The 25111-nt window shown below is 64.7% G+C and carries 21 protein-coding genes and 1 pseudogene; 10 read left to right on the forward strand and 12 right to left on the reverse strand.

Features of this window, described 5'->3' with window-relative positions; all coding sequences use genetic code 11:
- Window positions 1-14 precede the first annotated feature (14 nt).
- The 10 genes and pseudogenes from olsF to ACFQDL_RS02275 all read left to right on the forward strand — a co-directional run bounded on the left by olsF (window position 15) and on the right by ACFQDL_RS02275 (window position 8363).
- The gene (gene olsF / locus ACFQDL_RS02230; RefSeq protein WP_379907605.1) at window positions 15-1754 is read left to right on the forward strand and encodes a bifunctional ornithine lipid synthase OlsF; all 1740 of its coding nucleotides are present in this window, start codon (window positions 15-17) and stop codon (window positions 1752-1754) included.
- Window positions 1755-1875: 121 nt separating this feature from the next.
- Window positions 1876-2580: a vWA domain-containing protein gene (locus tag ACFQDL_RS02235; RefSeq protein ID WP_379907606.1), complete on the forward strand. Its 705-nt coding sequence runs from the start codon at window positions 1876-1878 to the stop codon at window positions 2578-2580.
- Window positions 2581-2639: 59 nt separating this feature from the next.
- Window positions 2640-3365: a DnaJ domain-containing protein gene (locus tag ACFQDL_RS02240; protein ID WP_379907607.1), complete on the forward strand. Its 726-nt coding sequence runs from the start codon at window positions 2640-2642 to the stop codon at window positions 3363-3365.
- Between the two features lie 200 nt (window positions 3366-3565).
- A complete protein-coding gene (locus ACFQDL_RS02245) occupies window positions 3566-4354 on the forward strand; it encodes a capsular polysaccharide export protein, LipB/KpsS family (RefSeq protein ID WP_379907608.1) in 789 nt (262 codons plus the stop codon).
- Window positions 4351-4830 (forward strand): capsular polysaccharide export protein, LipB/KpsS family, encoded by a 480-nt coding sequence (locus ACFQDL_RS02250; protein ID WP_379907609.1) that lies wholly within the window; start codon window positions 4351-4353, stop codon window positions 4828-4830. The genes ACFQDL_RS02245 and ACFQDL_RS02250 overlap by 4 nt, the downstream gene beginning before the upstream one ends.
- Window positions 4818-5599 (forward strand): annotated as a pseudogene (locus tag ACFQDL_RS02255) (SDR family NAD(P)-dependent oxidoreductase). The gene ACFQDL_RS02250 and the pseudogene ACFQDL_RS02255 overlap by 13 nt, the downstream one beginning before the upstream one ends.
- Before the next feature lie 28 nt (window positions 5600-5627).
- Window positions 5628-6083, forward strand: a complete 456-nt coding sequence (locus tag ACFQDL_RS02260) for a hypothetical protein (RefSeq protein WP_379907610.1) — start codon at window positions 5628-5630, stop codon at window positions 6081-6083.
- A 116-nt stretch (window positions 6084-6199) separates the two neighbouring features.
- A complete protein-coding gene (locus ACFQDL_RS02265; RefSeq protein WP_379907611.1) occupies window positions 6200-7138 on the forward strand; it encodes an LTA synthase family protein in 939 nt (312 codons plus the stop codon).
- Window positions 7135-7746, forward strand: coding sequence for a hypothetical protein (locus tag ACFQDL_RS02270; protein WP_379907612.1), 612 nt, complete (start codon window positions 7135-7137; stop codon window positions 7744-7746). The genes ACFQDL_RS02265 and ACFQDL_RS02270 overlap by 4 nt, the downstream gene beginning before the upstream one ends.
- 23 nt (window positions 7747-7769) lie before the next feature.
- Complete coding sequence (locus tag ACFQDL_RS02275) at window positions 7770-8363, forward strand: M28 family metallopeptidase (protein WP_379912819.1); 594 nt, start codon at window positions 7770-7772, stop codon at window positions 8361-8363.
- A gap of 140 nt (window positions 8364-8503) precedes the next feature.
- On the opposite strand, the gene ACFQDL_RS02280 is transcribed toward ACFQDL_RS02275, so the two are convergent.
- The 12 genes from ACFQDL_RS02280 to cysQ form a co-directional block, all read right to left on the reverse strand.
- Window positions 8504-9289: a methionyl-tRNA formyltransferase gene (locus ACFQDL_RS02280; protein ID WP_379907613.1), complete on the reverse strand. Its 786-nt coding sequence runs from the start codon at window positions 9287-9289 to the stop codon at window positions 8504-8506.
- A gap of 27 nt (window positions 9290-9316) precedes the next feature.
- Entirely contained in the window at window positions 9317-10675 is a 1359-nt protein-coding gene (locus ACFQDL_RS02285; RefSeq protein WP_379907614.1) for an aminotransferase class I/II-fold pyridoxal phosphate-dependent enzyme, read from the reverse strand.
- Window positions 10672-11841, reverse strand: a complete 1170-nt coding sequence (locus ACFQDL_RS02290) for a beta-ketoacyl reductase (RefSeq protein WP_379907615.1) — start codon at window positions 11839-11841, stop codon at window positions 10672-10674. The genes ACFQDL_RS02285 and ACFQDL_RS02290 overlap by 4 nt, the downstream gene beginning before the upstream one ends.
- Window positions 11727-13622 carry a zinc-binding dehydrogenase gene (locus ACFQDL_RS02295; protein ID WP_379907616.1) on the reverse strand — a complete coding sequence of 632 codons (1896 nt, stop codon included), beginning with the start codon at window positions 13620-13622 and terminating at the stop codon, window positions 11727-11729. Before ACFQDL_RS02295 ends, ACFQDL_RS02290 begins: the two co-directional genes overlap by 115 nt.
- Window positions 13520-18433, reverse strand: coding sequence for a beta-ketoacyl synthase N-terminal-like domain-containing protein (locus tag ACFQDL_RS02300; RefSeq protein WP_379907617.1), 4914 nt, complete (start codon window positions 18431-18433; stop codon window positions 13520-13522). Before ACFQDL_RS02300 ends, ACFQDL_RS02295 begins: the two co-directional genes overlap by 103 nt.
- A 113-nt stretch (window positions 18434-18546) precedes the next feature.
- Window positions 18547-19983: a phosphomannomutase CpsG gene (cpsG, locus tag ACFQDL_RS02305; RefSeq protein ID WP_379907618.1), complete on the reverse strand. Its 1437-nt coding sequence runs from the start codon at window positions 19981-19983 to the stop codon at window positions 18547-18549.
- Between the two features lie 67 nt (window positions 19984-20050).
- Window positions 20051-20770, reverse strand: coding sequence for a UDP binding domain-containing protein (locus ACFQDL_RS02310; RefSeq protein ID WP_379907619.1), 720 nt, complete (start codon window positions 20768-20770; stop codon window positions 20051-20053).
- Window positions 20770-21336, reverse strand: a complete 567-nt coding sequence (locus tag ACFQDL_RS02315; RefSeq protein ID WP_379907620.1) for a hypothetical protein — start codon at window positions 21334-21336, stop codon at window positions 20770-20772. Before ACFQDL_RS02315 ends, ACFQDL_RS02310 begins: the two co-directional genes overlap by 1 nt.
- 29 nt (window positions 21337-21365) lie before the next feature.
- Entirely contained in the window at window positions 21366-23000 is a 1635-nt protein-coding gene (pgi, locus tag ACFQDL_RS02320; RefSeq protein WP_379907621.1) for a glucose-6-phosphate isomerase, read from the reverse strand.
- A 38-nt stretch (window positions 23001-23038) separates the two neighbouring features.
- Window positions 23039-23911, reverse strand: coding sequence for a UTP--glucose-1-phosphate uridylyltransferase GalU (gene galU / locus ACFQDL_RS02325; RefSeq protein ID WP_379907622.1), 873 nt, complete (start codon window positions 23909-23911; stop codon window positions 23039-23041).
- Window positions 23911-24159: a hypothetical protein gene (locus ACFQDL_RS02330; protein ID WP_379907623.1), complete on the reverse strand. Its 249-nt coding sequence runs from the start codon at window positions 24157-24159 to the stop codon at window positions 23911-23913. Before ACFQDL_RS02330 ends, galU begins: the two co-directional genes overlap by 1 nt.
- Window positions 24160-24208: 49 nt before the next feature.
- On the reverse strand, window positions 24209-25009 hold the full coding sequence (gene cysQ / locus ACFQDL_RS02335) for a 3'(2'),5'-bisphosphate nucleotidase CysQ (RefSeq protein WP_379907624.1): 801 nt from the start codon (window positions 25007-25009) through the stop codon (window positions 24209-24211).
- Window positions 25010-25111: the final 102 nt, after the last annotated feature.

Consider the following 25111-nt stretch of genomic DNA (forward strand, 5'->3'; position numbering starts at 1 on the left):
AGAGGACTCCGATCATGCAGCTCAACGTCGAACAGGTCGTCGTCAACAAGTTCCCGACCTTTGCCGCCAAACCGGCACCCATTCGCCATTCCACCCTGTTTTGCCTGCGCCGGCTGGTGCGCGAAACCGAGATCAACCTCTTCCTCAGCGAGAATCACAGCTATACCGGATTCGAGTTCATCGACCGGGTTCTGGACTACTTCAATTTCAGCTACACCATCAGCCACAAGCACCGGCTGAACATTCCGTCGTCGGGCCGGGTACTGATCGTCGCCAACCATCCCCTGGGGGCGCTCGACGGCCTGGCGCTGCTGAAACTGGTCGGTGAGATTCGCCGCGACGTGCGGATCGTCGCCAACGACGTGCTGCTGAGCCTGGAGCCGCTGCAGTCACTGCTGCTGCCGGTCGACAACCTCGGCAAGTCGACCCGCAAACGCGATATTGCGCGCATCTCGGAGGCGCTGCAGGACGAGCAGGCGGTGATCGTGTTTCCGGCCGGCGAAGTGTCCCGCGCCGGCCTGACCGGCATCCGCGACGGCAAATGGAACGCCGGCTTCCTGCACTTCGCCCGCAAGGCCAATGCACCTGTCCTGCCGATGTTCATCGGCGGCAAGAACTCCTCCCTTTTCTACAGCATCTCGGCGCTCAACCGTTCACTGTCGACCCTGCTGCTGGCACGGGAAATGTTCAACAAACAGTCGGTCACCATCCCGGTACGCGTCGGCGAACCGATCCCGTTCAGCCAAATCGACTCCCTGCCGCTGTCGGGGCGGGAAAAGGCCCGGATCCTGAAGAAGCACCTTTACCGGATCGCACGCAACAAGTCGCCGTTGTTCATCACCGAGAAAACCATCGACCACCCGCAGGAACGACGCAGCCTGAAGCAGGAACTGAAGGCCTCCGAACTGCTGGGCGAAACCGGCGACGGCAAGAAGATCTACCTGTTCGACTACCGCAGCGACTCAGCGGTGATGCGCGAAGTCGGCCGCCTGCAGGAGATCGCCTTCCGCTGCGTCGGCGAAGGCACCGGCGAAAAGCTCGACCTGGACCAGTACGATCGCCATTACCGCCACCTGATTCTCTGGGACGACGAGGATCTCGAGATCGCCGGCGCCTACCGCCTGGTCGAAACCGCCGGCAAGCCCGAGCCGACCGAACAGCTCTACAGCGCCAGCCTGTTTCGTTACAACGAACAGATGCAGCCCTATTTCGCCCGCGGCATCGAGCTGGGCCGCAGCTTCGTGCAGCCACGCTACTGGGGCAAGCGCAGCCTGGACTATCTCTGGTACGGTATCGGCGCCTACCTGCGCCGCCACCCCGAGATCCGCTACATGTTCGGCCCGGTCAGCCTCAGCAACAGCTATCCGAAGGCCGCCCGCGACCTGATCGTCTGGTTCTACAGCCATTATTTTCCCGATACCGAATATCTGGGCCGGTCGCTGAGCCCCTACAACCTGGATCAGGATGTCCGGGACAATCTGCAGCGCCTGTTCCGCGGCGACGACTACAGGGAGGATTTCAGGGTGCTGAAGGAACAGCTGGAATTTGTCGGCGCCTCGGTCCCGACCCTCTACAAGCAGTACAGCGATGTCTGCGAACCCGGCGGCGTACGGTTTCTCGATTTCGGTGTCGATGCCGACTTCAACTACTGCGTCGATGGCCTGGTGCTGGTCGACCTGGACTACCTGAAGGCCCGCAAACGGGAGCGGTATCTGGGACCGCGTGACGCCTCACCAACCCGTAGCCTGGAATGAGCCAAAGGCGAATTCCGGGGAACATACTTCGACAGCAACCGACACCCCGGCGTCGGAATTCGCCCCTTCGGGACTCATTCCAACCTACAATTGGGGAAAGAACCCGAATTCGGGAGCCGACATGGGCGACGAGCGCAAATCACTTCAACGGGGGTCAAGCCGCCAGGAAATCGACCAGTTTCTGCACCAGGTCGCGAAAACGCCGAGCAGCGGCGGCACCGGCGGCCGGCTGGTATTCGCCCTCGATGCCACCGCCAGCCGCGAGCCCACCTGGGATCAGGCCTGTCAGCTGCAGAGCGAGATGTTCGAGCAGACCCGCAGCCTCGGAGGGCTTGCGGTCCAGCTCTGCTACTACCGCGGCTTTCGCGAATTCTTTGCCTCCGAGTGGCTCCGCGACACCGACCGGTTGCTGCGGCAGATGAACGGCGTGCGCTGTCTCGGCGGCCATACCCAGATCGGGCGGCTGCTGTCCCACGTGCGGGACGAAACCCGGCGCCAGCGCCTGCAGGCGGTGGTCTTTATCGGCGACTGCGTGGAAGAGAATGTCGACGATCTCTGCCAGCTGGCCGGCGAGCTGGGTCTGCTGTCGGTACCGGTCTTCATCTTTCAGGAGGGTAACGACCTCGTCGCCGCCCGCGCCTTCAAGCAGATCAGCCGGCTCTCCGGCGGCGCCTACTGCCGCTTTGATCAGCACAGCGCACAACTGTTGAAGGAACTGCTCGGCGCCGTCGCCGTCTATGCCTCAGGCGGGCGCAAGGCACTGGAGCATTTCAGCCGGGGCCGCAGCGAAGAGGTTCTGCGCCTGACACGGCAGCTGCGTCATTGACAGCAGCGCCCTCGCCTGTAGTCTCGGATTACCGACTTCGAAAGTGTGTGAGGACAGTCTTGAATCCCATTGGCCTGATCATTCTCGGCGCCGTCGCCCTGACCGGCTACCTCTGGGTGCAGTCCCGCCCGGCCGGGCAGCGTACCCGCGCCAAATGGCAACTGATCATTCTGCTGGTTGCGCTGATGCTGCTCTATCTCAGCGTCACCGGCCGCATGCACTGGCTGGGCGCCGTCGTTGCGGCGCTGCTGCCCCTGAGCCGCTACCTGGTGCCGCTGCTGCGCTATCTGCCCTTCCTGAAACGGCTCTACGATCACCAGACACAGCGCCGGCAGAGCGGCGGCAACAGCTCGCGAGTCCAGACCGCCATCCTCGAGATGAGCCTGGACCATGACAGCGGCACCATGGACGGTACGGTGCTTCAGGGTCCCTTGAGCGGACGCAGGCTCGACAGTCTCGGCGAGCACGATTTCATCGAGTTGCTGCAATACTGCCGGCGCCAGGATCAGGAGTCGGCGCGGCTGCTCGAGGCCTATCTCGACCGTCGTTTCGGCGACAGCTGGCGCGACGACGATCCCGGCGAACGCCAGGAGGCGCCGCCACAATCCAGCGGTTCGATGAGCGAACAGGAAGCCTATGCCGTGCTCGGTCTTCAGCCGGGCGCCAGCGAGGAGGAGATCGTCACGGCGCACCGGCGCCTGATGCAGAAGCTGCATCCGGATCGCGGCGGCAGCGACTATCTCGCGGCCCGGATCAACGAAGCCAAGGAACGGCTGCTGGGCTGAAGCCCCTTTCCTACGGTTCGGAAGTCCGCATCGGGTAAAGGCCCGAAGAGCCGAAACCCTGCATGCCAGGCGGCAAGCGGCAAGCGATCAGTGGCGTTTGAAACGGTTGGCTATTTTTTCCTCGGTTCAGCCCCGATTCCGGTCAGTTTCTGATATGATCGGCGCTTCCAGATCAGTGCGACGGGCCATCAGCACCTGCTATGAAAAGGCATTCATTTCTTCTGCTCCAGGGACCGGCGACCCCCTTCTTCGCCCGTCTGGCCGACACCCTGCTGGATCAGGGACATCGGGTTTTCAAGGTCAATTTCTGCAGCGGCGATGCGCTCTTCCGCACCCGTGCCGAATCCATCGTCTTTGACCGTCCGATCGAGCACTGGGATGCTTTTCTGGTCGACCTGCTGGACCGTCACGGCATCGACCAGGTACTGCTGTTCGGCGACTGCCGTCCGCTGCACCGACGCGCCATCGAACAGCTCAGGCAACGCTCGATCCAGTTCCATGTATACGAAGAGGGCTATTTCCGCCCCAACTGGATTACCCTTGAGTCCGGCGGCACCAACGGTTTCTCGAGCCTGCCGAAGGACCCCGAGTGGTACCGGAATCAGGCGGATCAGATACCCCACTACGACGACGGGAACCTGGTCGGGGGCTCGCTGAAGGTCAGGGCCCTGCAGGATATGGCCTATCATCTGGCCAACCTCGCCAATCCGGTGCTCTATCCCGAATACCGGACCCACCGGCCCCACGCGAGTCATATCGAGTATCTGGGCTGGGCCCGGCGCTTCCCGCAACTGCCCTGGCGCGAACGGCAGGCCCGCCGCATCTGCCAGCGCCTGCATGCCGAAAAGCGGCCCTACTACCTGTTCCCGCTGCAGCTGGATGCCGACTACCAGATCCAGGTGCATTCCGAATTCGGCGGCATTCGCGACGCCATCGACCGGGTGATGCACTCCTTGCCGCCGGCGCCAGCCGCAGATCCCTGCTGGTGATCAAGAATCATCCACTCGACACCGGGCTGATCGACTATCGCAGCCATATCGAGCATCGAGCCCGCAAGCTCGGTCTGGGCAAGCGCGTGGTCTTCATCGATGGCGGTCATCTGCCCACCCTGCTGCACCATTGCCGTGGCGTGATCACCGTCAACAGTACCGTCGGGCTTTCCGCACTTTTCCATGGCCGTCCGACCCTGGTGCTGGGCGAGTCGATCTACGACATCCCGGGGCTGACGCACCAGGGATCGATCGACGGCTTCTGGTCCTCGAAACAAGGCCCGGACAAGCAGCTGTTCCGAACCTTTCGCGACGTCGTGATCCATCGCACCCAGCTCAACGGCGGTTTCTACAACAGCCGCGGCATCGAGTTGGCGATCGCCGGATCCTTGCGCCGTCTGACCGAGAGCGTATCGCTGCCGTCCACCGCAGCGGCGCCCGCGATGTTCGCCGGTGAGCCCTCATGGGAGAGTTGAGCCTGCCCAGCCATGTGCTGATCACCGGCGCCAGCGGTGGCATCGGCGCCGCCCTCGCGCGCGCCTACGCCCGCAACGGTGTCAGCCTCAGCCTCTGCGGCCGCAACCGGGAACGCCTCGAAACCGTGGCCGCCGAGTGCCGCAGCCGCGGCGCCCGGATCGACCTCGCCATCCTGGACGTCACCGATATCGAACAGCTGCAGAGCTGGATCCGGCAACGGACAGCCGCCAGCCGATCGACCTGGTCATTGCCAATGCCGGCCGCACCCTGAATGTCGGCCCCAACGGCGAAGAGGAGAGCTGGAACGATACCCGTGCCCTGCTCGCGACCAATGTCGATAGCGCCCTGGCGACGGTGATTCCGCTGGTCGGGCCGATGCGCCGGCGCGGGCATGGCCAGATAGCGCTGGTCAGCTCGCTGGCCGCCTACCGCGGCATGCCGATCACCCCCGCTTACTGCGCCAGCAAGGCGGCGGTCAAGGCCTATGGCGAAGCCCTGCGCGGGCTGGTCGCTGCCGACGGCGTCCGGGTGACGGTGATCTGTCCCGGTTTTGTCGAGTCCGAAATGAGCCGCCGCTTTCCCGGCAGCAAGCCGTTCCTGATCAGTGCCGACCGGGCCGCCGCCCTTATCCAGCGGGGCCTGGCACGCAATTGCGCACGCATTTCGTTTCCGTTCCCGCTCAACCTCGGCACCTGGCTGCTGGCCATGCTGCCGGCGGGCTTTGCGGACTTTATCCTGCAACGTCTGAGCTACGGCCGTAGCCGCTGACCCTCCGTAGTAACGACTCATGACCCTGATGCAGTTTTCTTTCCTGGTCATCGCCGCCCTGCTGTCCATCGGCCTCGAGCGTTTTCGCCAGCCGCTGCGTCCGGGCCTCGGCGCCCCGGGTCTCCATCTGCTGGTCATGGCGGGGCTGTTTCTGACCGCCTACAGCCTGAGCCGGCGCTTCTACTTCTCGCTGCTGGCCGCCCTCTGCGCCCAGCTGGTGGTACTGATCGTCAACAACGCCAAGTACCGCTTCCTGCGCGAGCCGCTGGTGTTTGCCGACTTCGCGCTCTACTCCCGGCCATCCGCTTTCCGCGCCTCTACCTGCCCTTTGTCGGCGTTGGGCCGGCGCTGTTCGGAAGCCTCGCCATTGCCGGCAGCATCACGATCGCGATCCTGTTCGAGCCGGCCAGCGGGCTGCTCGCCGCAGCGCCGCTGGCGGATCGCCTGGCCACGCTGGCGCTGCTGCTGCTGTCGCTTGCGCTGATCGTCATCGGCGGGCGCCGCCGCGAGATCAGCCTCGATGCCGGGCGCGACACCCTCCGCTACGGCCTGCTGCCGACCCTGGCGATCTACGGCGCCCAGACCCGTGCGCCGGAAAAAATGGCGCCCGCTCCGCTACCGCAACCGGATGCACGCCCCAACCTGATCGCAATCCAGAGCGAATCGTTCTTCGATGCCCGGCGCCTGGATGGCAATATCCGCCGCTCCCTGCTCGGCACCTTCGACCGACTCTGCGATGAGTCCCTGGCCTGCGGGCGGTTGCGGGTGCCGGCCTGGGGTGCCTACACCATGCGCAGCGAGTTCAGCTTCCTGACCGGCCGCGCCAACGACAGCCTCGGTTTCGGCCGCTTCGACCCGCTGCGTTTTTTCAGCGGCCGCATCGAGACCAGCGGCATCGTCTCGATGGCTGCGCACCTGAAACAGCAGGGCTATCGCTGCATCTGCATCCACCCCTACCCGGTGGAGTTCTTCGCCCGGCATCGCATCTACCCGGAGCTGGGTTTCGACGACTTTATCGATATCCGCGCCTTCGAAGCGGCCGGTCGCTTCGGTCCCTACGTCTCCGACGAGGCGGTGTGCGACCGGATCATCCGCGAACTCGATGGCGCCGGACAACCGCTGTTCATTTTCGCCATCACGATGGAAAACCACGGTCCGCTGCATCTCGAAACCATTACGGCCGAGGCACGCAACCGTTTTTTCGAAAGCCCGACCGGTGGAGAAGACGACAATCTCGCGATCTATCTACGCCATCTGCAGAATGCCGACCGGATGCTCGAACGGCTGACGCAGCACCTTGCGCAGCACGATCCCGAGGCCGTGCTGAGCTGGTACGGCGACCATGTTCCGGGGATGCCCGACATCTACCAGGCCCGGGATTATCAGGACCCCTGCACCGACTATCTCGTCTGGTCGGCCGCCCGCACCGGGACCGCTCCGCGTGAACGGCGCGAAACCAGCGTCGAAGCCCTGCCGGCCCTGATGCTCAGCGCCACCCGGCAACAGAAGGACCAACAACAGAAGGAACAGTGCCGATGAATCAGGTGACCAGCCAGCCGCCGCGCCCAGGGGCCCATCAGCGCCTGTTCGACTGGATCAAGGGACTCGAGCGCGTACCGCAGCGCTATGCCGGTTCCGTCGGCGAGCGCCAGAGCGCGGAACTCGTCGCCGGCTGGATGCGCGGGCTGGGCCTGCCCCAGGTCGGCACCGAAACCTTCAGCCCGCCCAAGCGCTCCGGCCGCTCGGGTTACCTGCTGGCGCTGCACACCCTGATCGCCGGCATCGGCTGCCTGATCGGCGGCTGGTGGGGAACGGCGCTGCTGCTGCTCGCGGCCTGGTCGATCCGCGGCCCGCGCTGGGGCAATATCGGCGCCATTCTGCCCGGCATCCGCTCGGTCAATGCCGTGGGACACCGGCCGGCGACAGAGGCCAATCCGTTTCGCATCATCCTCTCGGCGCATATCGACACCAACCAGGCCGGGCTGATCTTTCACCCTGGATGGCCAACACCTTCGCCACCCGCGCCACCGCCAAAACCCGCGGCAAGCCGCCGAAGGGACCGAACAGCATTCCGGTCCGGCTGGCGATCCTGGCCTGCATCGTGCTCGGGCTGTCGCTGCTGTTTCCGCACTCGACACCACTGCTGATCGCCCGCTGGCTGATCGGCCTGGTGCTGCTGGTCGTCTGCGCCCTGGGGCTGCAGTGGGCCCTGGCCAAAACCACCCCCGGCGCCAACGATAACGCCTCGGCGGTCGCGGCGATGCTGCAGGCCGCGGAAGTCCTGAACCGGCAGCTGCCCGAAGACACCGAACTCTGGGTGGTCGCCACCGGTGCCGAAGAGATCGGCAGCCGCGGCATGCAGGCGTTCATGAACCGGCACCCGGACTGGCCGAAGGATCGCTGCTACTTCATCAATTTCGAGAGCGTCGGCAGCACCCACCTGCACTATGCCGTCAACGAAGGGGCCAGCAAGAAAACCCACTATTCGGACGCCTCCAACGCCTTCGCCGCGCGCCTGGCCGAATCCACCGACCAGGGCCCGATCACACCGATCGAGCTGATGATCGGCACCGACGGCCGGGTGCCGGCGCGGCGCGGCTACGAAGCGCTGTCGCTGGTCTCCCTCGAGGCCAACCAGGTGCCGCGCAACTACCACCGCCCCAACGACATCGCCGAATATATCGAACTCGACACCGTGCAGCGTGCCGGCGGTTTCGCCGTTGAGGCAGCCCTGGCCGCGGCGCAGGAAAAGCGGATCGGGTAGCGGCGGCGCAATTGCAAACAATTCCGTAGGATGGGTTGCGCCGCCTCCAAAGCCCGATGCCAATCGATAGAAATCCACCGCTGGCGGCTCCACCCATCCTACATTTTCGACCTCTGCTTTCTAATCCGCGACTAACCGTTTTATTCAGGTCTGTTGCGCAGGACACGCCAGTACTCCCTCAGCCCCAGCAGCCCGCGGACCTTCGCCACCGCGGCCCTGTCCGGCCAGCCGTCGTAGTTGCCCTGCCCCTGCTGCGCCTGGCCGCTTTGCCGGTCGTCGAGCTTCGCGATCGCATCGACCGCAAGCGCCGCTCCGATGCGGAACAGCTGTTCGTAACCGGCCATCAGGCTTTGGTCGTGGTTCAGCGTGCTGCCCTGTTGCGCCAGCACCGGCCCGGTATCGAGCTCGGCATCGAGGCGATGCAGCGTCACGCCACCCTCCGACTCGCCCCTGAGACGGGCATGGAACAGCGGATCGACGCCACGGTTACGCGGCAGCAGGGATGGATGAATATTGATGCAACCGAAACGGGGCAGGCTCAGCAGCGGCTCGCGCACGATCTGGTTGAAGTAGGCCGAGAGGCAGACATCGGGCCCGAGGGCACGGACAAAGGCCAGGCCGTCGGCATTATTGATATCGGCGATGTCGAGTACAGGGATGCCGAGCCTGCGCGCCTGGGCCTTCAGCCTTCGGCCTGGCGCCAGCAGCTCGAAACCGGAGGTGGCGAGCCAAAGATGCAGGGCGTAACGCAGCCCCGAGCGCTGCAGCAGACGACGGATATCGGCAAGCGGAGGCCCCTTCGCCGTCAGTACCCGGGTGGAATTGACGATGCCGACCAGCTCGATATGGGGTGCGGCAACCAGCACCTCGAGCACCCGACTCGAGTAGAGGCTCGAGTGGGTGCAGAGGATCAGTCTGCGCTTCATCCGGTGCGCACTCATGAAGCTTGCCGGTTAAAGCTGCTGCAGCGCTTCGGCGATGGCATCGACGGTGGTATCGATCTGCGCTTCGGTATGGGCGCAGCTGATAAAGAAGCGCAGCCGCGCCAGCTTCTCCTCGACCGCCGGATAGACGATCGGCTGCACGTTGATGCCGCGCTCGAGCAGCCGATTGGACAGTTTAACCGCCTTGATCGAGCTGCCGCAGAGCACCGGCACCACCGAATAACCGGCGCTGAGCCCGGTATCGAGGCCCCTTTCCTTTGCCCGCTCGAGAAAATAGCGGCTGCGCGCGCACAGCTGCTGCACCCGCTGCGGCTCCTCCTCCATGACCCTGATCGCCTCCAGCGAGGCCGCCGCCATCGGTGCCGGAATACCGACACTGTAGAGGAAACCCGGTGCCGAGAACTTCAGGTGATCGATCAGCGCCTGCTCACCGGCGATATAGCCGCCACAGCCGGACATCGACTTGCTCAGCGTCCCCATCCAGATATCGACGTCACGGCCGGCAATGCCGTAATGCTCGGCGATACCGTAGCCACGCTCGCCCATCACGCCAATGGAGTGGGCCTCGTCGACCATCAGGAATGCCTTGTGGCGCCGCTTGATATCGACAAAGCGCGGCAGGTCCGGGTGGTCGCCATCCATGCTGTAGATGCCCTCGACCACGATCAGCACCCGCTCGAATTCGTGACGGCGCTGCTCCAGCAGCCGCTCCAGCGCCTGCCAGTCGTTGTGGGGGAACGACAGCCGGAAGGCACCTGACAGCTGGATGCCCTGCAGCACGCTGTTGTGGATCAGCGCATCGTGCAGAACCAGATCCCGCGGGCCGAACAGGTAGCCGATCGAGGTCACGTTGGTGGCGTGGCCGCTGACGAACACCACCGCATCCTCGGCACCGTGGATGCTCGCCAGCGCCTGCTCCAGCTCGCGCTGAATCGGGCGCTCGCCGGAGACCGGACGACTGGCCGATACGGAGGTGCCGTAGCGGTCGATGGCGTCCTTGGCCGCTTCCGAGACCCGCGGATGACCGCTCAGGTCCAGGTAGTTGTAGCTGGAAAAGTTGATGCATTCGACACCGTTGACCACCGACGTCGCCGAAGCGGTGCCCTCGTGCAGTCGGAAGAACGGATTGTCGATCTTGAGCTCGTCCGCCGCCAGTTTCTGCACCAGCAGTTCCTTGTAGCCCGGCAGCTTGTCGAAACGGCACAGATCGTCCGACACTTCGCGACGCCTGCCCGCTGGCGCCCGGCGTACGGTTTCGGCGTCGCCCTGGGCGGCCGCCTTGGCACTGCGCTGCTCCAGCGCTTTCTGGATCAGCGTCTCCTTGGCCTTGCCACTGAGACCGAACAGGCCCTTGTTCAGTTTGTTCATTGCACCAGTCTCACGTCTGAAGATCCTTTTTCCAGCGCCGCGGCGATGCGCTGGGCCTCCTCTTCGGAGAAGGTGGAAGCATGTCGTTCCGCCATGCGGGCGACCTGGCCGGCGGCCTGGGTTGCCGTGTCGCCCGCCCCGGCATCATCCTCATGGCACAGCTGCGCCACGATGCGCTCGGTAATGCGGGTGATGGTCGGCCCCTGGGACAGCGCCATGGCCGGCATGCTGACGCCGAAGCGCCCTTCGATCGCCAGCGCCAGCTCGACCCCCATCAGCGAGTCCATCCCCAGTTCCAGCACCGACTGGTTGATGTCGATCTTCTCGGTCGGCAGTCGCAGGATCTGGGCGATCTCGTCACAGAGCATGCCGCTGACCATTTCCGTCACCTGCTCCGGCGCCATGCCGACGATCAGGGTGCGGATATCGTCGCTGTCCTCTTCGTCGTCGCCGTGGCGCGCATCGAGACGACGCAGCAGGTCGAACTTCGGCGCCTGTGCCGACGGCATCAGCCGCTGCATGTCGCGCCAGCTGAAGTCCATCACCGCGGCGCCGGCACAGTCCTGGGCCAGCAGCAGCTGCAGCATCTTCAGCGCCTCGGTCGACGTCAGGGCCTCGCTGCCCATGCGCGACTGCAGCGCCTCCTTGATCTCCTCGTTGCGGGCCAGGAAACCGACATCGTCGATCGCGCCCCAGGCCACATAGAGCCCGGGCAGACCGGCGGAGCGACGCTTGCGCGCCAGCGCCTCCAGATAGGCATTGGCGGCGACATAGTTGGCCTGCCCCGGATTGCCGAAGAAGGTGGTCACCGACGAATAGAGCACGAAGAAATCGAGTTCGAGCGAGGCTGTCAGCTCGTGCAGGTTCAGCGCGCCGAGCAGCTTCGGCGCCAGCACCCGGTCGAGGCTGGCCTTTTCCATATTGCGCAGCAGGCCGTCGTCGAACACCACCGCGGCATGAATGACGCCCCTGAGCGGCGGCAGTTCGGAGCCGAAGCCGGCGAACAGGCTTTCAAGCGCTACGCGATCCGTCACATCGACCGCCTTGACCGTCACCGCCACTCCTTCGGCCTCGAGCCTAGCAATGGCGGCTTTCGCTTCGTCGGTCCGGGCCCCGCTGCGGCTCGCCAGCACCAGATGACGCGCCCCTGCTCGGCCAGCCAGCATGCGCTGCGCAGGCCGAAGCCGCTCAGGCCGCCGGTCACCAGATAGCAGCCGTCGGCGGCCAGCGACAACGCCGGCAGATCGTGCACCGGCTGCGGTGAAGCCTTGGGCCTTTCGTCGAAACCGATCACGATCTTGCCGATCTGCTTCGCCTGCTGCATGTAGCGGAAGGCGTCGCTGGCGCGCGACGCCGGGAACAGCCGGTACGGCAGCGGCCGCAGGGCGCCTTCGGAGAAACGGTCCATCACCTCGCGGAACAGGCGCGCGCTGAGATCGGCACGTTCGACCATCAGCTGGTCGGCATCGATACCGTAATAGGTGATGTTGTTGCGGAACGGCCGCAGGCCGATCTTGCTGTTTTCGTAGAAATCGCGTTTGCCGAGCTCGCAGAAGCGGCCGAAGGGACGCAGGATCGCCAGGTTCTTGTTGATCGCCTCGCCGGCCAGGGAGTTGAGCACCACGTCGATGCCCTCGCCGCCGGTGATCTGCATGATCTGGTCGGCGTAGGCCAGGCTGCGCGAATCGAGGATATGGTCGGCGCCCATCAGGCGCAGGAAATCGCGCTTCTCGTCGGAGCCTGCGGTGGCGAACACCTCGGCACCGAGATAACGGGCGATCTGGATCGCCGCTATACCGACGCCGCCCGCCGCGCCATGGATCAGCACCCGCTCGCCCGGTTGCAGGCGCGCCAGATACTCGAGCGCATACCAGGCCGTGACGAAGACCGTCGGCACCGTGGCCGCTTCCGCGCAGCTCCAGCCATCCGGCAGCTTGGCCAGCGCCGAGGCGGGCGTCACGACACGGGTACTGAAGCAGGCCGAGGCAAAGCCCATGACCCGATCGCCCGAGCGCAGCTCGCTGACGCCCTCGCCCACCTCGACAACCTCGCCGGCGAACTCCATTCCCAGGGTCGGACCGGAGAAGCCGTTCTCCACCGCTTCATCGGACAGCAACCCCATGGCATACATGACGTCACGGAAATTCAGGCCGCTGGCCAGCGGGCGCACCGCGACCTCACCGGCCGCCGGTGCCTGGCGCGGCATCGCGAACCATTTCAGGTGCTTCAGCGGGCCCGGTTCGGCGAAATCCAGTTTCACTTCATCGGCATCGTTGAGCGTCGCTGTCGTCAGCGGCAACGGCTCCAGGCGAAGGCCGTAGAGCGCCTGCGGCGTCAGCAGCAGCTCATCTTCGTCAGCGGTCAGCAGCGTCTGTGCCAGTGCCGGCATCAGTTCGCCAATATCGGCCGCCGCCAGATCGATCAGGCGCGCATTGAGTTCCGGATGCTCGTTCATCAGCACGCGGCCCAGCCCCCAGAGCGGCGCCTGGGACGCGACCACTTCAAGATTGCGCACCTCGGCGCCAGGATCGTCGCAGAGCGCAGCGCCGCAGGTGATCAGCGACAGGTGGGGCGGATGCGACCAGGCGACCGCCTCCAGCGCCCGCACCAGCGTCAGCACCGGCGCACAGCGTTTGTCCTGCAGCGGCAACAGGCCTGTGGCGCCCGCCTCTTCGGAGTCCAGCCCCATCAACTGGACGACCTGGTCGCAGCCACCGGTCGCCGCGACGGCATCGAGCAGCTGCTCGACACTTTCGCGCGACAGCGGATCTACGCGGAACTCGCCGTTTTCCAGACCATAGCGCTCCGCCGCATGGGCCAGCAGCACCTGCTGACCGGCCGCCTTCAGCGCGTCGGCAAGCGGTTCGGCCAGGCCATTGTCGTCCGCCAGCAGCAGCCAGCGCTGCGCTTCGGCCTGGGGTGAGGGGTTGCGCTTTGCTCCACCCATCCTACATCGCCCGTGGGAGCGGCGCCCCCGCCGCGAAGTTTTTCATCGTCATTGGCCGCCAGCAGCACGTAACCGCCGGCGCCGTTACCGGCCGGCTCGTCGAGCTGCTGCGGCGAGCCGAAACCGCTCTGGCGCAGCAATGCTTGCCAGTCGCCGGCCGTCAGCAGCCGCGACAGCGGCAGACCGGCTTCGGACAAGTGCCACCAGTCCGGCAACAGCCCCCGGGTCAGATCGCTGAGACGATCCGGCGCCTGCTCGGCCAGCAGCAATACACCGTCCGCAACCAGCAGGCGACGCAGCGAGTCCAGGGTCACCGACAGATCATCGGCCTGATGCAGACCGCTGCCGGCCAGAATCAGATCGAACCGCTGGCCGGCGATATCGGCCTGATCGTCCAGCGCGGTATTCGGGTCGAAGCGGGCGAAATCGACGAAGGTGCTGTCCGCCAGCTCGACTTCGGCCCGCGCCAGCATGGCCTCGTCGGTATCGGTGAAGAGGTAGTCGGTCTGCCCGGCCGGCAGCAGCGGCATCAGCCGCCGCGCCAGGGCACCGGCACCGCCGCCGACCTGCAGGATACGCAGCCGGCGGTTGGCGGGCCAGTCAGCGACCAGTGATTTCAGCGCGGCCGCAACGGTAAGCTGCACCCCGTTGACGGATTGGGCCGAGTCGGCGAGATGCTCTTGCAGGCTGCTGCCCTTCGGCGGGTTCAGCAGCCCGGCCGCCTCCCGCTCGCCACGCAATACCTCGAGCAGGTGCAGCCCACAGCGCCCGGCCAGCAGCAGTTCCGGCAGATAGGCCGGATAGTCGCCCAGCAGCGCCAGCCAGAGCTGTCCGGCAGCCGGCCAGTCATCGTTGGCGAGGAGCCGGTAGTCGTCACCGTCGCGCAGCGCCAGCCCGTCGTCCTCCAGGATCTGCAGGTAGTGTTGCAATGCGGAGCGCTGCGACGCGACAAAGCCGCCCCGCTGCATCAGTTCATCGACGCTGAAGGGCTGGTCGAATCCCGTCAGCGACTGCAGGGCTTCATGGATGAAGGCGCTGGTCAGCATACCGAACAGCGGCTCCACCTCGGCGAAATGGCGTTCGCGCCCGGCGGCCAGCGGTGCCAGCTGCTCGCGCGCCGCAGCGGCAACCCTGTCCAGCGGCGGCAGGTCACTCTCCGCCATCGGCGCCTTCAGGCGCGCACGGTAGCGATAGGTCGCCGGCAGCCCCTGTTCGTGTGCGAAGTTGACGCTGCGAAAACGGCAGTCGTCGGCCTCGGCGATCACCCGTCCGCTGTCATCGCACAGGCGGAAGCGGCACAGTACCGAACGCGGGCTCCGCTTCAGAATTTCGGCGCTGAAATGGCTGATGCCCCGGCAGTCGCCATAGACACGCAGCCGGTCGACCCGGACCGGAATCAGGGCCGACTGCTGATGCTCGCCACTGCGGGCGGTGAAAATGCCGACCAGCACCTGGAAGCAGGCATCGAGAATGCCCGGGTGCAGCACATGGCGCTCCAGCTCCGATGCCACCGACCCGGGCAGCTCGAGCTTCGCCAGCGCGCCGAGGCCCGAGGTCCAGACATCGGCCACGCCCTGGAAGTCGGGCCCGTACTCGAGCCCCACCGCGCGGGCCAACTGGTAATGCTGCTCACCGCTCAGGCGCCCTTCGGCCCCGGCCTTGAGGGCTGCGAGATCAAGCTGCTGCTGTGAATCGAAGGCCGGCGCACCGGTCAGACGTCCCACCGCATGCAGTGTCCAGGGATCGTCGCTCAGGCGCACCCGGCTCTGGATGCTGAAACTGCCGTCCTTGGGATAGAACTCGAAGCGCAGGCTCTTCAGATGGTCTTGCTCGAACACCAGCGGCGCGCGGATCTCCAGCCCCTCGAGCTCGAAGGCATCGGCGACCGCGTCCCCCGCACTGAACCAGGCACGACCGGCGGCCAGCGCCATCTCGGCATAGCCCGCGGCCGGCATGACCACGGCGCCACCGACGACGTGATCGGCCAGATAAGGGACCAGCGCGGTATCCAGGACATTTTCCCAGACCGCCTCACCCGGCTTGATGCGATACCCCAGCAGCGGATGCTCGCGGCGGCGGTTGACCAGGTCATAGCCTTCACTGGTGACCTCGTACCAGTGGCGTTCGCGCTGCCACGGATAGGCCAGCGGCCGGACCGGTGTGCCCGGTTGCGGGAACTGCCGCGAAAGGTCCATTTCGGCACCGGCAAGCCAGGCGCCGTAACAGGCGGCCTTGAGATCGTGCAGATCGTTGCCGGACTTGCGGGCCAGCGTGGTCACGACCAGGCCGGCGGCATCGTGCGCCTTCAGGCACTCGCCGACATAGCCGCGCATGATCGGGTGCGGGCCGACATCGATAAAGAGGCGCGCACCCTCGTCAATCAACGACTCCACGGCCGCGGCAAAGCGTACCGGCTGACGGATATTGTCCCACCAGTATTCGGCGCCGAGTTGCTCACCGGCCAGTTCCGCACCGGTCACGGTCGAGATGAAGCGGATACGGCTCGGGCCCGGCTTCAGGCTCGCCAGACGCTCGAGCACCCGCTCCCGCACCGGTTCCATCAGCGTACTGTGAAAAGCGTAATCCAGGTCCAGGATGCGGAAGAACCGGCCCTGCTGTTCGAAGACCGGCGCAAGCCGTTCCAGGGCGCTCAGCTGGCCGGCCAGGGTCACGGCGCCGGGGCTGTTGATACCGGCGATCTCGAGCCGGCCGTTCAGGTCCAGTTCGTCGATCAGTGCCTGGATATCCTCGGCCGACATCGAAGCGGCGGCCATTCGGCCGCGGCCGCGGGTGGTGCCCTGGGCGGCACTGCGCTCGTAGATCACGTGAACGGCATCGGCGAGGCTCAGGGCTCCACTGGCCCAGGCGGCGGCGATCTCGCCGACACTGTGACCCAGTACTGCGCTGATGCGCACGCCCTGTGCCTGAAGGTAGCGCGTCAGGCCGACCTGCAGCGCGAACAGCGCCGGCTGGGCCACTTCGGTCTGCTCGTAGAGGTCAGGCGCATCGGACAGGAAGGCTTCGCGGATGCTGAGATCGGTGTACCTGCCCAGCAGCTCGTCGACCTCGTCGACGGCGGCGGCAAACATCGGTTCGGTTTCGAGCAACTGACGTCCCATGCCAACCCACTGGCAGCCGTTGCCGGAATAGACCAGTGTAACCGGCAGGTCCTGGCCTATATTCTCGCCGCTGAACAGCCCCGCAGGCTGTTCGCCGGCGGCCAGCTGCTGCAGCGCCGTACGGATAGCGTCGACGCTGCCGCCTTCCACGGCAACCGCCCTGGACAACAGCTGGCGGCGGTTCGCCTGGGTCCAGGCCAGGTCGTAATAGTGGGCATTCGGGGTCGACAACAGCTCGGCATACTGCCGTGCCTGGGCCGCCAGCGCCGCCTCGTTGCGGGCGCTCAGCAGCAGCGGCGGGACCGCTGAAATTTCGCTGCGGGGCGCCGGGTGTTGGGCTTCTGAACGTTGGGTTTCGCTTCGCTTCACCCAACCTACATTTTCGGATACATCGGTTGGGCGGTATTCGGCCAGCACCGCATGGGCGTTGGCACCGCCGAAGCCGAAGGAGTTGACGCCCATGATCAGGCGCTGATCGCCCTCGATCTCGGTGTACCGCTCAACCGGTTTCAGATTCCACTCGTCGAAGCGGATCTTCGGATTCGGGTTGTGCAGATGGATGGTCGGCGGCAGTGCGCGCCGCTTCAGGCAGTTGACCACCTTGACCATGCCGGCCATGCCGGAGGCCGTCTCCAGGTGACCGATATTGCTTTTCACCGAACCGATCGGCAGCGGATTGCCTTCGCCGCGGGCCTTGGCCAGTGCTTCGGCCAGGGCACGGGTCTCCAGCGGATCCCCGACGGAGGTTCCGGTGCCGTGAGCCTCGAGGTAGGTCAGTGCGGACGGCGACAGCTCGATCTCGCCATAGACCTTGCGCAGCAGGCGAGCCTGGGCTTCGGAGCTCGGCACCGTGATGCCGTTGGTGCGGCCATCCGAATTGACGCCGGTATTCAGAATCACCGCATGGATGGGGTCGCCGTCACGCTCGGCGTCCTTCAGCGGCTTTAGAAAGAAGACGGCGCAGCCTTCGGAGCGCACGTAGCCATTGCCGCTCTCGTCGAACGTCTTGCAGCGGCCATCGGGCGACAGCATCGAGGCGCGGGAGAATCCGATAAAGGGGAATGGGTGCAGCAGCAGGTTGACGCCGCCGACCAGGGCGCTGGAGGATTCGCCTTCCCAGATCGAGCGGCAGGCCTGGTGCAGTGCCACCAGCGACGACGAGCAGGCGGTATCGACCGACATGCTCGGCCCGTGCAGGTCGAACACATAGGAGATGCGATTGGACGCAATGCTGCCGGTATTGCCGGTCATGGTATAGGAGTCGGCCTGCGACGGGTCGTCGATGCGGCGCTGGGAGTAGTCGGTGCCGGCGATACCGACATAGACGGCGCAGTCGCTGCCGGCCAGGCGCGCGGGATTCTGGGCGCCGTCCTCGAGCGCTTCCCAGGACAGTTCCAGCAGCAGGCGCTGCTGCGGGTCCATCTGGCTGGCTTCGCGCGGCGAAATGCCGAAGAACTCGGCATCGAACTCCTCGATCCGCGACAATACACCGGCCGACCAGACATAGCTCTTGCCGGCCTCGGACTTGCGGGGATGGTAGTAGGCATCCTTGCCCCAACGGCTGTCGTCGATTTCGTCGACCAGGTCGCGACCGTCTTTCAACGCGCGCCAGAATTCATCCGATGTCGACTGATCACCGGGCAGGCGGAAGGCCATTCCGACGATGGCAATACTTTCCTTACTACGACGCAAAATTAAAATCCCTAACTATACTAAGCTGACATCTGCGCTGTACCGGCAGATACCCTCTGAATCGCACCAGGAAAGGGCGGACCAAAACGGCTATGGTACCAATTTAACCGGTATCAAGGAATGGACTTTGCGGACGGGGATGGTGCCCCGGGGACAGGAGGTCCCCGGGAGCGGAGAACTGTTTCAGCGGCGTAACAGTTCGAGGATTTCAGCGGTTTTTCTTCCATCAGCGCCTGGTCGGCGCGACTCTCGACATTCAGCCGCACCACAGGCTCCGTATTGGAGCTGCGCAGGTTGAAGCGCCACCGGGGAAACTCCAGGCTGATGCCATCCGTCTGGTCGATCGACAGAGCGTCCGGCTCGTAAAATTCGCGCACCCGTTCGATCGCGGTCGCAGGATCCGCCAGTTTGCTGTTAATCTCGCCGGAGCTCGGAAACGCCGCGATGCGCTCGGCCACCAGCTCAGACAGCGGCTGCCCCTTGATACTCACCAGTTCCGCCACCAGCAGCCAGGGAATCATGCCGCTGTCGCAGTAGGCAAAGTCGCGGAAATAGTGGTGCGCACTCATCTCGCCGCCGTAGACCGCATCCTCGTGCCGCATCCTCTCCTTGATAAAGGCGTGACCTGTCTTGGACTGCACCGGTACCCCGCCGGCGGCTTCGACCAGGTCGATGGTGTTCCAGGTCATGCGCGGGTCGTGAATCACCCGGGCCCCCGGCTGTTTCTGCAGGAAAGCCTCGGCCAGCAGGCCGACGATATAGTAGCCCTCGATAAACTGCCCCTTCTCGTCGAACAGAAAGCAGCGGTCGAAATCTCCGTCCCAGGCGATGCCCATATCGGCGCGTTCGGCCACCACCACATTGGCGGTCTGAGCCTGGTTCTCGATCAGGATCGGATTCGGGATACCGTTCGGAAAGGTCGGATCGGGCTCGTGGTGCACCTTGACGAACTCGACCGGCGCCCCGGCCTCCTTCAGCTTGTGCTCGATCGCATCGAGGGCCGGGCCCGCCGCGCCGTTACCGGCATTGACCACCAGTTTCAGCGGCTTGAGCTTCGCCGGGTCGATATAGGCCAGCATCCTGGCGGCGTAGGCATCCTTCAGGTCCTGCCGGCTGTAGCTGCCCCGCTCGCCGCTGAGCTGTGGCCAGTCCTGCTCCTCGGCCAGGCGCTGCATCTCCTTGAGCCCGGTATCGCCGGAAATCGGCCGGCTGCCCTCGCGCACCAGCTTGAGGCCGTTGTAGTCGATCGGATTGTGCGACGCCGTCACCTCGATGCCGCCATCGACGCCCAGGTGCACGGTCGCGAAATAGATCTCCTCGGTGCCCACCATGCCGATATCGATCACATCGACACCGCCGTCCTGGAGCCCGCGCGCCAGCGCCTGCTTCAGCACTTCCGAGGTTTCGCGGATATCGCCGCCGACCACGACGGTCTTCGGCTGCAGTTGCTGGGCGTAGGCACGCCCGATACGGTAGGCGATATCCTCGTTCAGCTCGTCCCCGAGCCGGCCGCGGATATCATAAGCCTTGAAACAGGTCAGTTTTGTCACGTTTCGAGTCCGATTCAGTTTTTGATAAGTGACGCGTTACGGGTTACACGAAACGCGTCACCAATATTCACACCCGCCCGATGCCGTAATACGCAAACCCGTACTCGCGTACCAGCCCCGGGTCGTAGACGTTGCGGCCATCGACGATCACCCGCGCGTGCATCGACTGCGCGAGACGTCCGAAATCCGGCGACCAGTACTCGGGCCACTCGGTCACCAGCAGCAGTGCATCGGCACCTTCGGCCGCCTCGTAGTTGTCGTCGCAGCAGGTCAACTGCGGATGGGCGCCATAATGCTTCCTGATCTCGACCAGGGCCTCCGGATCATGCAATCGCACCCGCGCTCCCTGTGCCAACAGGGCATCGATAATCCGCAGCGACGGCGCATTGTCGATACTGGCCACGCCGGGTTTGAACGCCAGCCCCCAGAGCGCGACGGTTTTGCCCCTGATATCGCACTGGTAATGCTGCCAGAGCTTGCGGAACGGCAGCTCCATCTGGCGCTGGTTTTCGATCAGCACCGTTTCCAGCAGACTGGAGCGGCGCTTTTCGCTCAGCAGCTCCGCCAGTCCCTCGATGTACTGGGTGAAGTGCTGGCCGCCGAAACCGCATCCCGGCGCCAGGTAATGGGTGCCGATACGCTCGTCGGTGCCCATGCCCTGCCGAACGACCTCGATATCGACGCCGAGCAGGTCCGCCAGGTTCGCCAGCTCGTTGATATACCCGAGCCGCAGCGCCAGCATGCCGCTGATGGCGAACTTGGTGAACTCGGCCTCCCGGCGGGTCATCAGCTGGACCTTGCGCACGGTACCGGTAAAGGGCCGGAGCAGCCCCAGCAGCCAACGCCGCGCCGACTCATCCTCGCAGCCGAGCAGCAGCGCATCCGGCTGACCGAACTTCGCCAGCGCGTTTCCTCCTGCAGCGAATCCGGCAGGCAGACCACCGCCTGCCCGGCGTCCAGATCCAGCAGCGACTGCAGCCGGTCGCTGGCACCAATGCCGAAATTGCTCTGATTGACCACCAGGCAGGGCTTGGCGCCGCCCTCGGCGATACGCCGGATCAGGTCGACCGCTTCATCGAGCCTGTCCGGTGCCATCCCCAGCCAATGTACCGGGGCGGAAAACGCCTCGTCGGCGGGCACCGCGCGCAGCCGGCCGCTGCCGTACCCCTCCTGCAGCAGTTCCATCAGCCCGGGCTCGGCGCTGATCGCCTTGTGACTGGGATAGATGCTCTTGCCCGCCTCCGTCCGGCCCCAGACTTCGCCGGCACAGAGCTGTACTTCGTTGCCAAAAGCGGCGAGCTGCGCCGCGACCACCCAGGCCGCCAGCTCGTCGCCCCATACAGAAACCTTCATCGAATCACCGCCTTGAATGGTTGCAGCTGTCAATGCCCGTCGGGCTTGTTGTCACGCAGGCGCCTAATCTCCTGCAGCAACCCCTCGGTGGAGGCATCCAGCCCCTCGTCCGCCGCGGCGGAGCCCAGGACCTCCAGCATCCGGTTCGCCATCTTCTTGCCGAGCTCGACGCCCCACTGGTCGAACGGATTGATGCCCCAGATCACCGACTGGACGAATACCTTGTGCTCGTAGAGCGCGATCAGGGCACCGAAGGTGCGCGGCGACAGCTCCTCCAGCATGATGACGGTGCTGGGCTGGTTGCCGCTGTAGTGCTGCCAGGGCGTCGGCGGTTCCGTATCGAGGGCGGCATCCCCCAGCGCGAGCACCCGTGCCTGCGCCAGGCAGTTCGCCAGCGCCAGCTGATGCTGACGCTTGAGGGTTTCGCTCTGCTGCGAATAGCGCCGGACCGGCACGACGAAGTCGCACATCACCGGCTCAGTCCCCTGGTGCAGCAGCTGGTAGAAGGCATGCTGCGCATTGGGACCGACCTCGCCCCAGAGGACCGGACAGGTCCTGTGTGCGCTGGGCTGACCGTCGCGCCGCACGCTCTTGCCGTTGCTCTCCATTTCGAGCTGTTCGAGGTAGGCCGGCAGGTGCGCCAGCCGGCCATCGTAGGGCAGGATCGCATGGGCGTGGATATCGAGCAGATTGATATTCCAGATGCCGATCATCGCCAGCAGTACCGGCAGGTTCCCGCCCAGCGGCGCGGTACGGAAGTGGTCGTCCAGGGCATGGGCACCGGCCAGCATGGCGCGGAAGTTGTCCATGCCGATCTTCAGCGCGATCGGGAAACCGATGGTCGACCACATCGAATAGCGCCCGCCGGTCCAGTCCCAGAAGTGCAGCTGATTGTGCTCGGGTACACCCCACTCCTGCGCCTTTTTCGGGCTGGCGGTGACGGCGACGAAATGACGGCTGACCAGAATATCATCGGCAATACCGCTGGCCTCGGCCAGCCAGCGACGCGCGGTCTCGGCATTTGCCAGGGTATCGATGGTGGTAAAGGATTTGGACGAGACGATAAAGAGCGTCGTCGCCGGATTGAGCTGATCCAGCAGCTCCGCCAACTGACTGCCATCCATCGACGAGACGAAGTGAATCTTCAGCCCCTGGGCCTGCACCGGCTGAAAATCGCTCAATGCCCGGCAGGCCATCACCGGTCCCAGGTCCGAGCCACCGACACCGATATTCACCACGGTGTCGATCGGCTCTCCGGTATAACCGCGCCATTGCCGCAGGTGCAGCTGCGCCACCATCTCGGACATCCGGTCCAGGTTCGCATGCACCCCCGGCACCAGATCCTCCCCACCGAGCTCCAGCGAGGCATTCCGCGGCATGCGCAGCGCCGTATGGAGTGCCGGCCGCTTTTCGGTATCGTTGACCGGCTCGCCGGCGAACAGCGAAGCGATCCAGCGCGGCAGCTCGCTTGCCTGAGCCAGCTCCATCAGGCGCTCGAGTGATTCGGGCAGGATGCGCTGACGGGACAGGTCCAGCAGGAGCCCCTCGTGACGGAAGCTCAACCCCTCGAAACGCCCCGGCTGCGCCATCAGATCCTTGAGGTGCTGCGGCTTCAGCGACCCGGCATGGGACTCCAATGCCTGCCAGCAGATATCGATATTCAAACCCTTACTCCCAGAGAGCATATTCATGGGCAAAGCCTTTAAAACTTCGCCAGAAAGGCCTTCAATGCATCGGCCGTTTCCGGATGCTTCAGGCCCAGGGCGACATTCGCCTGCAGCAAACCAGCCTTGTTGCCGCAGTCATACAGATCGCCGGTCATACTGTACGCCTCGAGGGGAGTTTCGTCGATCAGGCGGACAAGGGCATCGGTGAGCTGGATCTCGCCGCCGGCACCCGGCTGGGTGTCCTGCAGCAGGCTCATCACCCGCGCCGGCAGTATATAGCGGCCGACTATCGCCAGATTGGACGGTGCCTGGTCACGCGGGGGCTTTTCGATCATGCCACGGATACCGGCGCCACCACCGATCTCGACCGCCGCACCGCCGCAATCGACGATGCCGTAACGCTCGACCTGATCCTCCGGCACCGCCTCGACCATGATCTGGCCGTGGCCGCCGGCACGGTAGCGCTCGACCATCGCCTGCATGTCGGCGCCGGTCGAGGCGTTGTCGATCAGCATGTCCGGCAGCATCACGGCGAAATCCTCGTCGCCGGTGACAGCCGCCGCGCAGAGCACCGCATGCCCCAGCCCTTTGGCGAATGGCTGGCGCACCGAGATCACCTCGACGCCCGCCGGCAGGATCTCGCGCACCGACGACAGCAGCGCCACCTTGCCCTTGCGGTCGAGTTCCGCCTCGAGCTCGTAATGGCTGTCGAAATGATCCTCAATCGCCGACTTGCCGCTGCGGGTCACCAGGATGATCTGCCTGAAGCCGGCCGCGACCGCCTCTTCGACCACATGCTGGATCACCGGTTTGTCGACCACCGACAGCATCTCTTTCGGAATCGCTTTGCTGGCGGGCAGAACGCGGGTGCCGAGACCCGCGACAGGAATGACGACTTTGCTGAGCATCAGATATCCCTTTCAGTTTGAAAACCAGATCCCTTCATCATACCGATACAATATTGATCCAGGATGAACAAAGAGCCACGTTTAAAACGATTGTTTGATTTTCTATCTGATGCCGGTGTTGCACAAGTGTCGACAGCCAGCGACAACCCTGCTGGCAGGTCGTGTAGAATTGCAGAACGGGTGAAGCCGCATTGGCACTCCATCGCAGGATGCCGCAGAGCGCAGCGAAGCGCATCTTCGAAGCCCATCACCGCCCGGTGTTGGGCTTCGACCTGCGGTCTCAGACCAACCTACGAGTTACGCGCGATTGAAACGACCCCACGCCATGTCGCTGGCACCATGGACGATAAAGAACGGATTCAGTACTTCTCGGGTGTTGCCGTAACCGAGTGGTTCGCCATCCAGCCGGATCACGGCCCCGCCGGCCTGCTCGACGACAGCCTGGGCGGCGGCCGTATCCCAGAGCGACGTCGGGCCGAGACGCGGATAGACGTCCGCCACGCCTTCCGCCACCAGGCAGAGCTTCAGTGAGCTGCCCATCGACACCAGCTCGTGCTTGCCCAGTTTCTCCAGCCAGGCCACCGTTTCGGCACCGGCATGGGAGCGGCTTCCGACCACGCGCCAGGGTTCGCCTTCGGCATGCTCGGCCACGCGAATCGGCTGACGGCCGTTTTCGTCGATCTTGAAAGCACCCAGGCCCTTCGCACCGAGATAGGCGACATCGAGCACCGGCGCATAGACGACGCCCAGAACCGCCTGGCCGTTTTCGATCAATGCGATATTGACGGTGAATTCGCCATTGCGCTTGATGAACTCCTTGGTGCCGTCCAGCGGGTCCACCAGCCAGTAGCGCCCGCTTTCATCGGCGCCGGCAAAAGCAGCAGTATCCTCCTCGGACAGGACAGGAATTGCCGGCGTCAGTGTCTGCAGACTTGCAAGGATCAGCCTGTGCGCCGCCGCGTCTGCCTCGGTCAGCGGCGACTTGTCCTCTTTCTCTTCGACGCTGAACTCGCGCCCGTAAATCTCCATGATCGCCTTGCCGGCGTCACGCGCAATCCGCTCGACGGCATCGAGCAGTCCTTGATCAATTACACTCATTTTTTGTACCCATGCACATTTGCTTAAACGCATCGCCAACCTTTGTAGGAGCCCGGCCCTCCGGGCGAATTGAATCGGCACCGAGGTTACTCGCCCACAGAG

The organism is Marinobacterium aestuariivivens, from assembly GCF_042661465.1.
GTDB classification, from domain to species: Bacteria; Pseudomonadota; Gammaproteobacteria; order Pseudomonadales; family Balneatricaceae; genus Marinobacterium_A; species Marinobacterium_A aestuariivivens.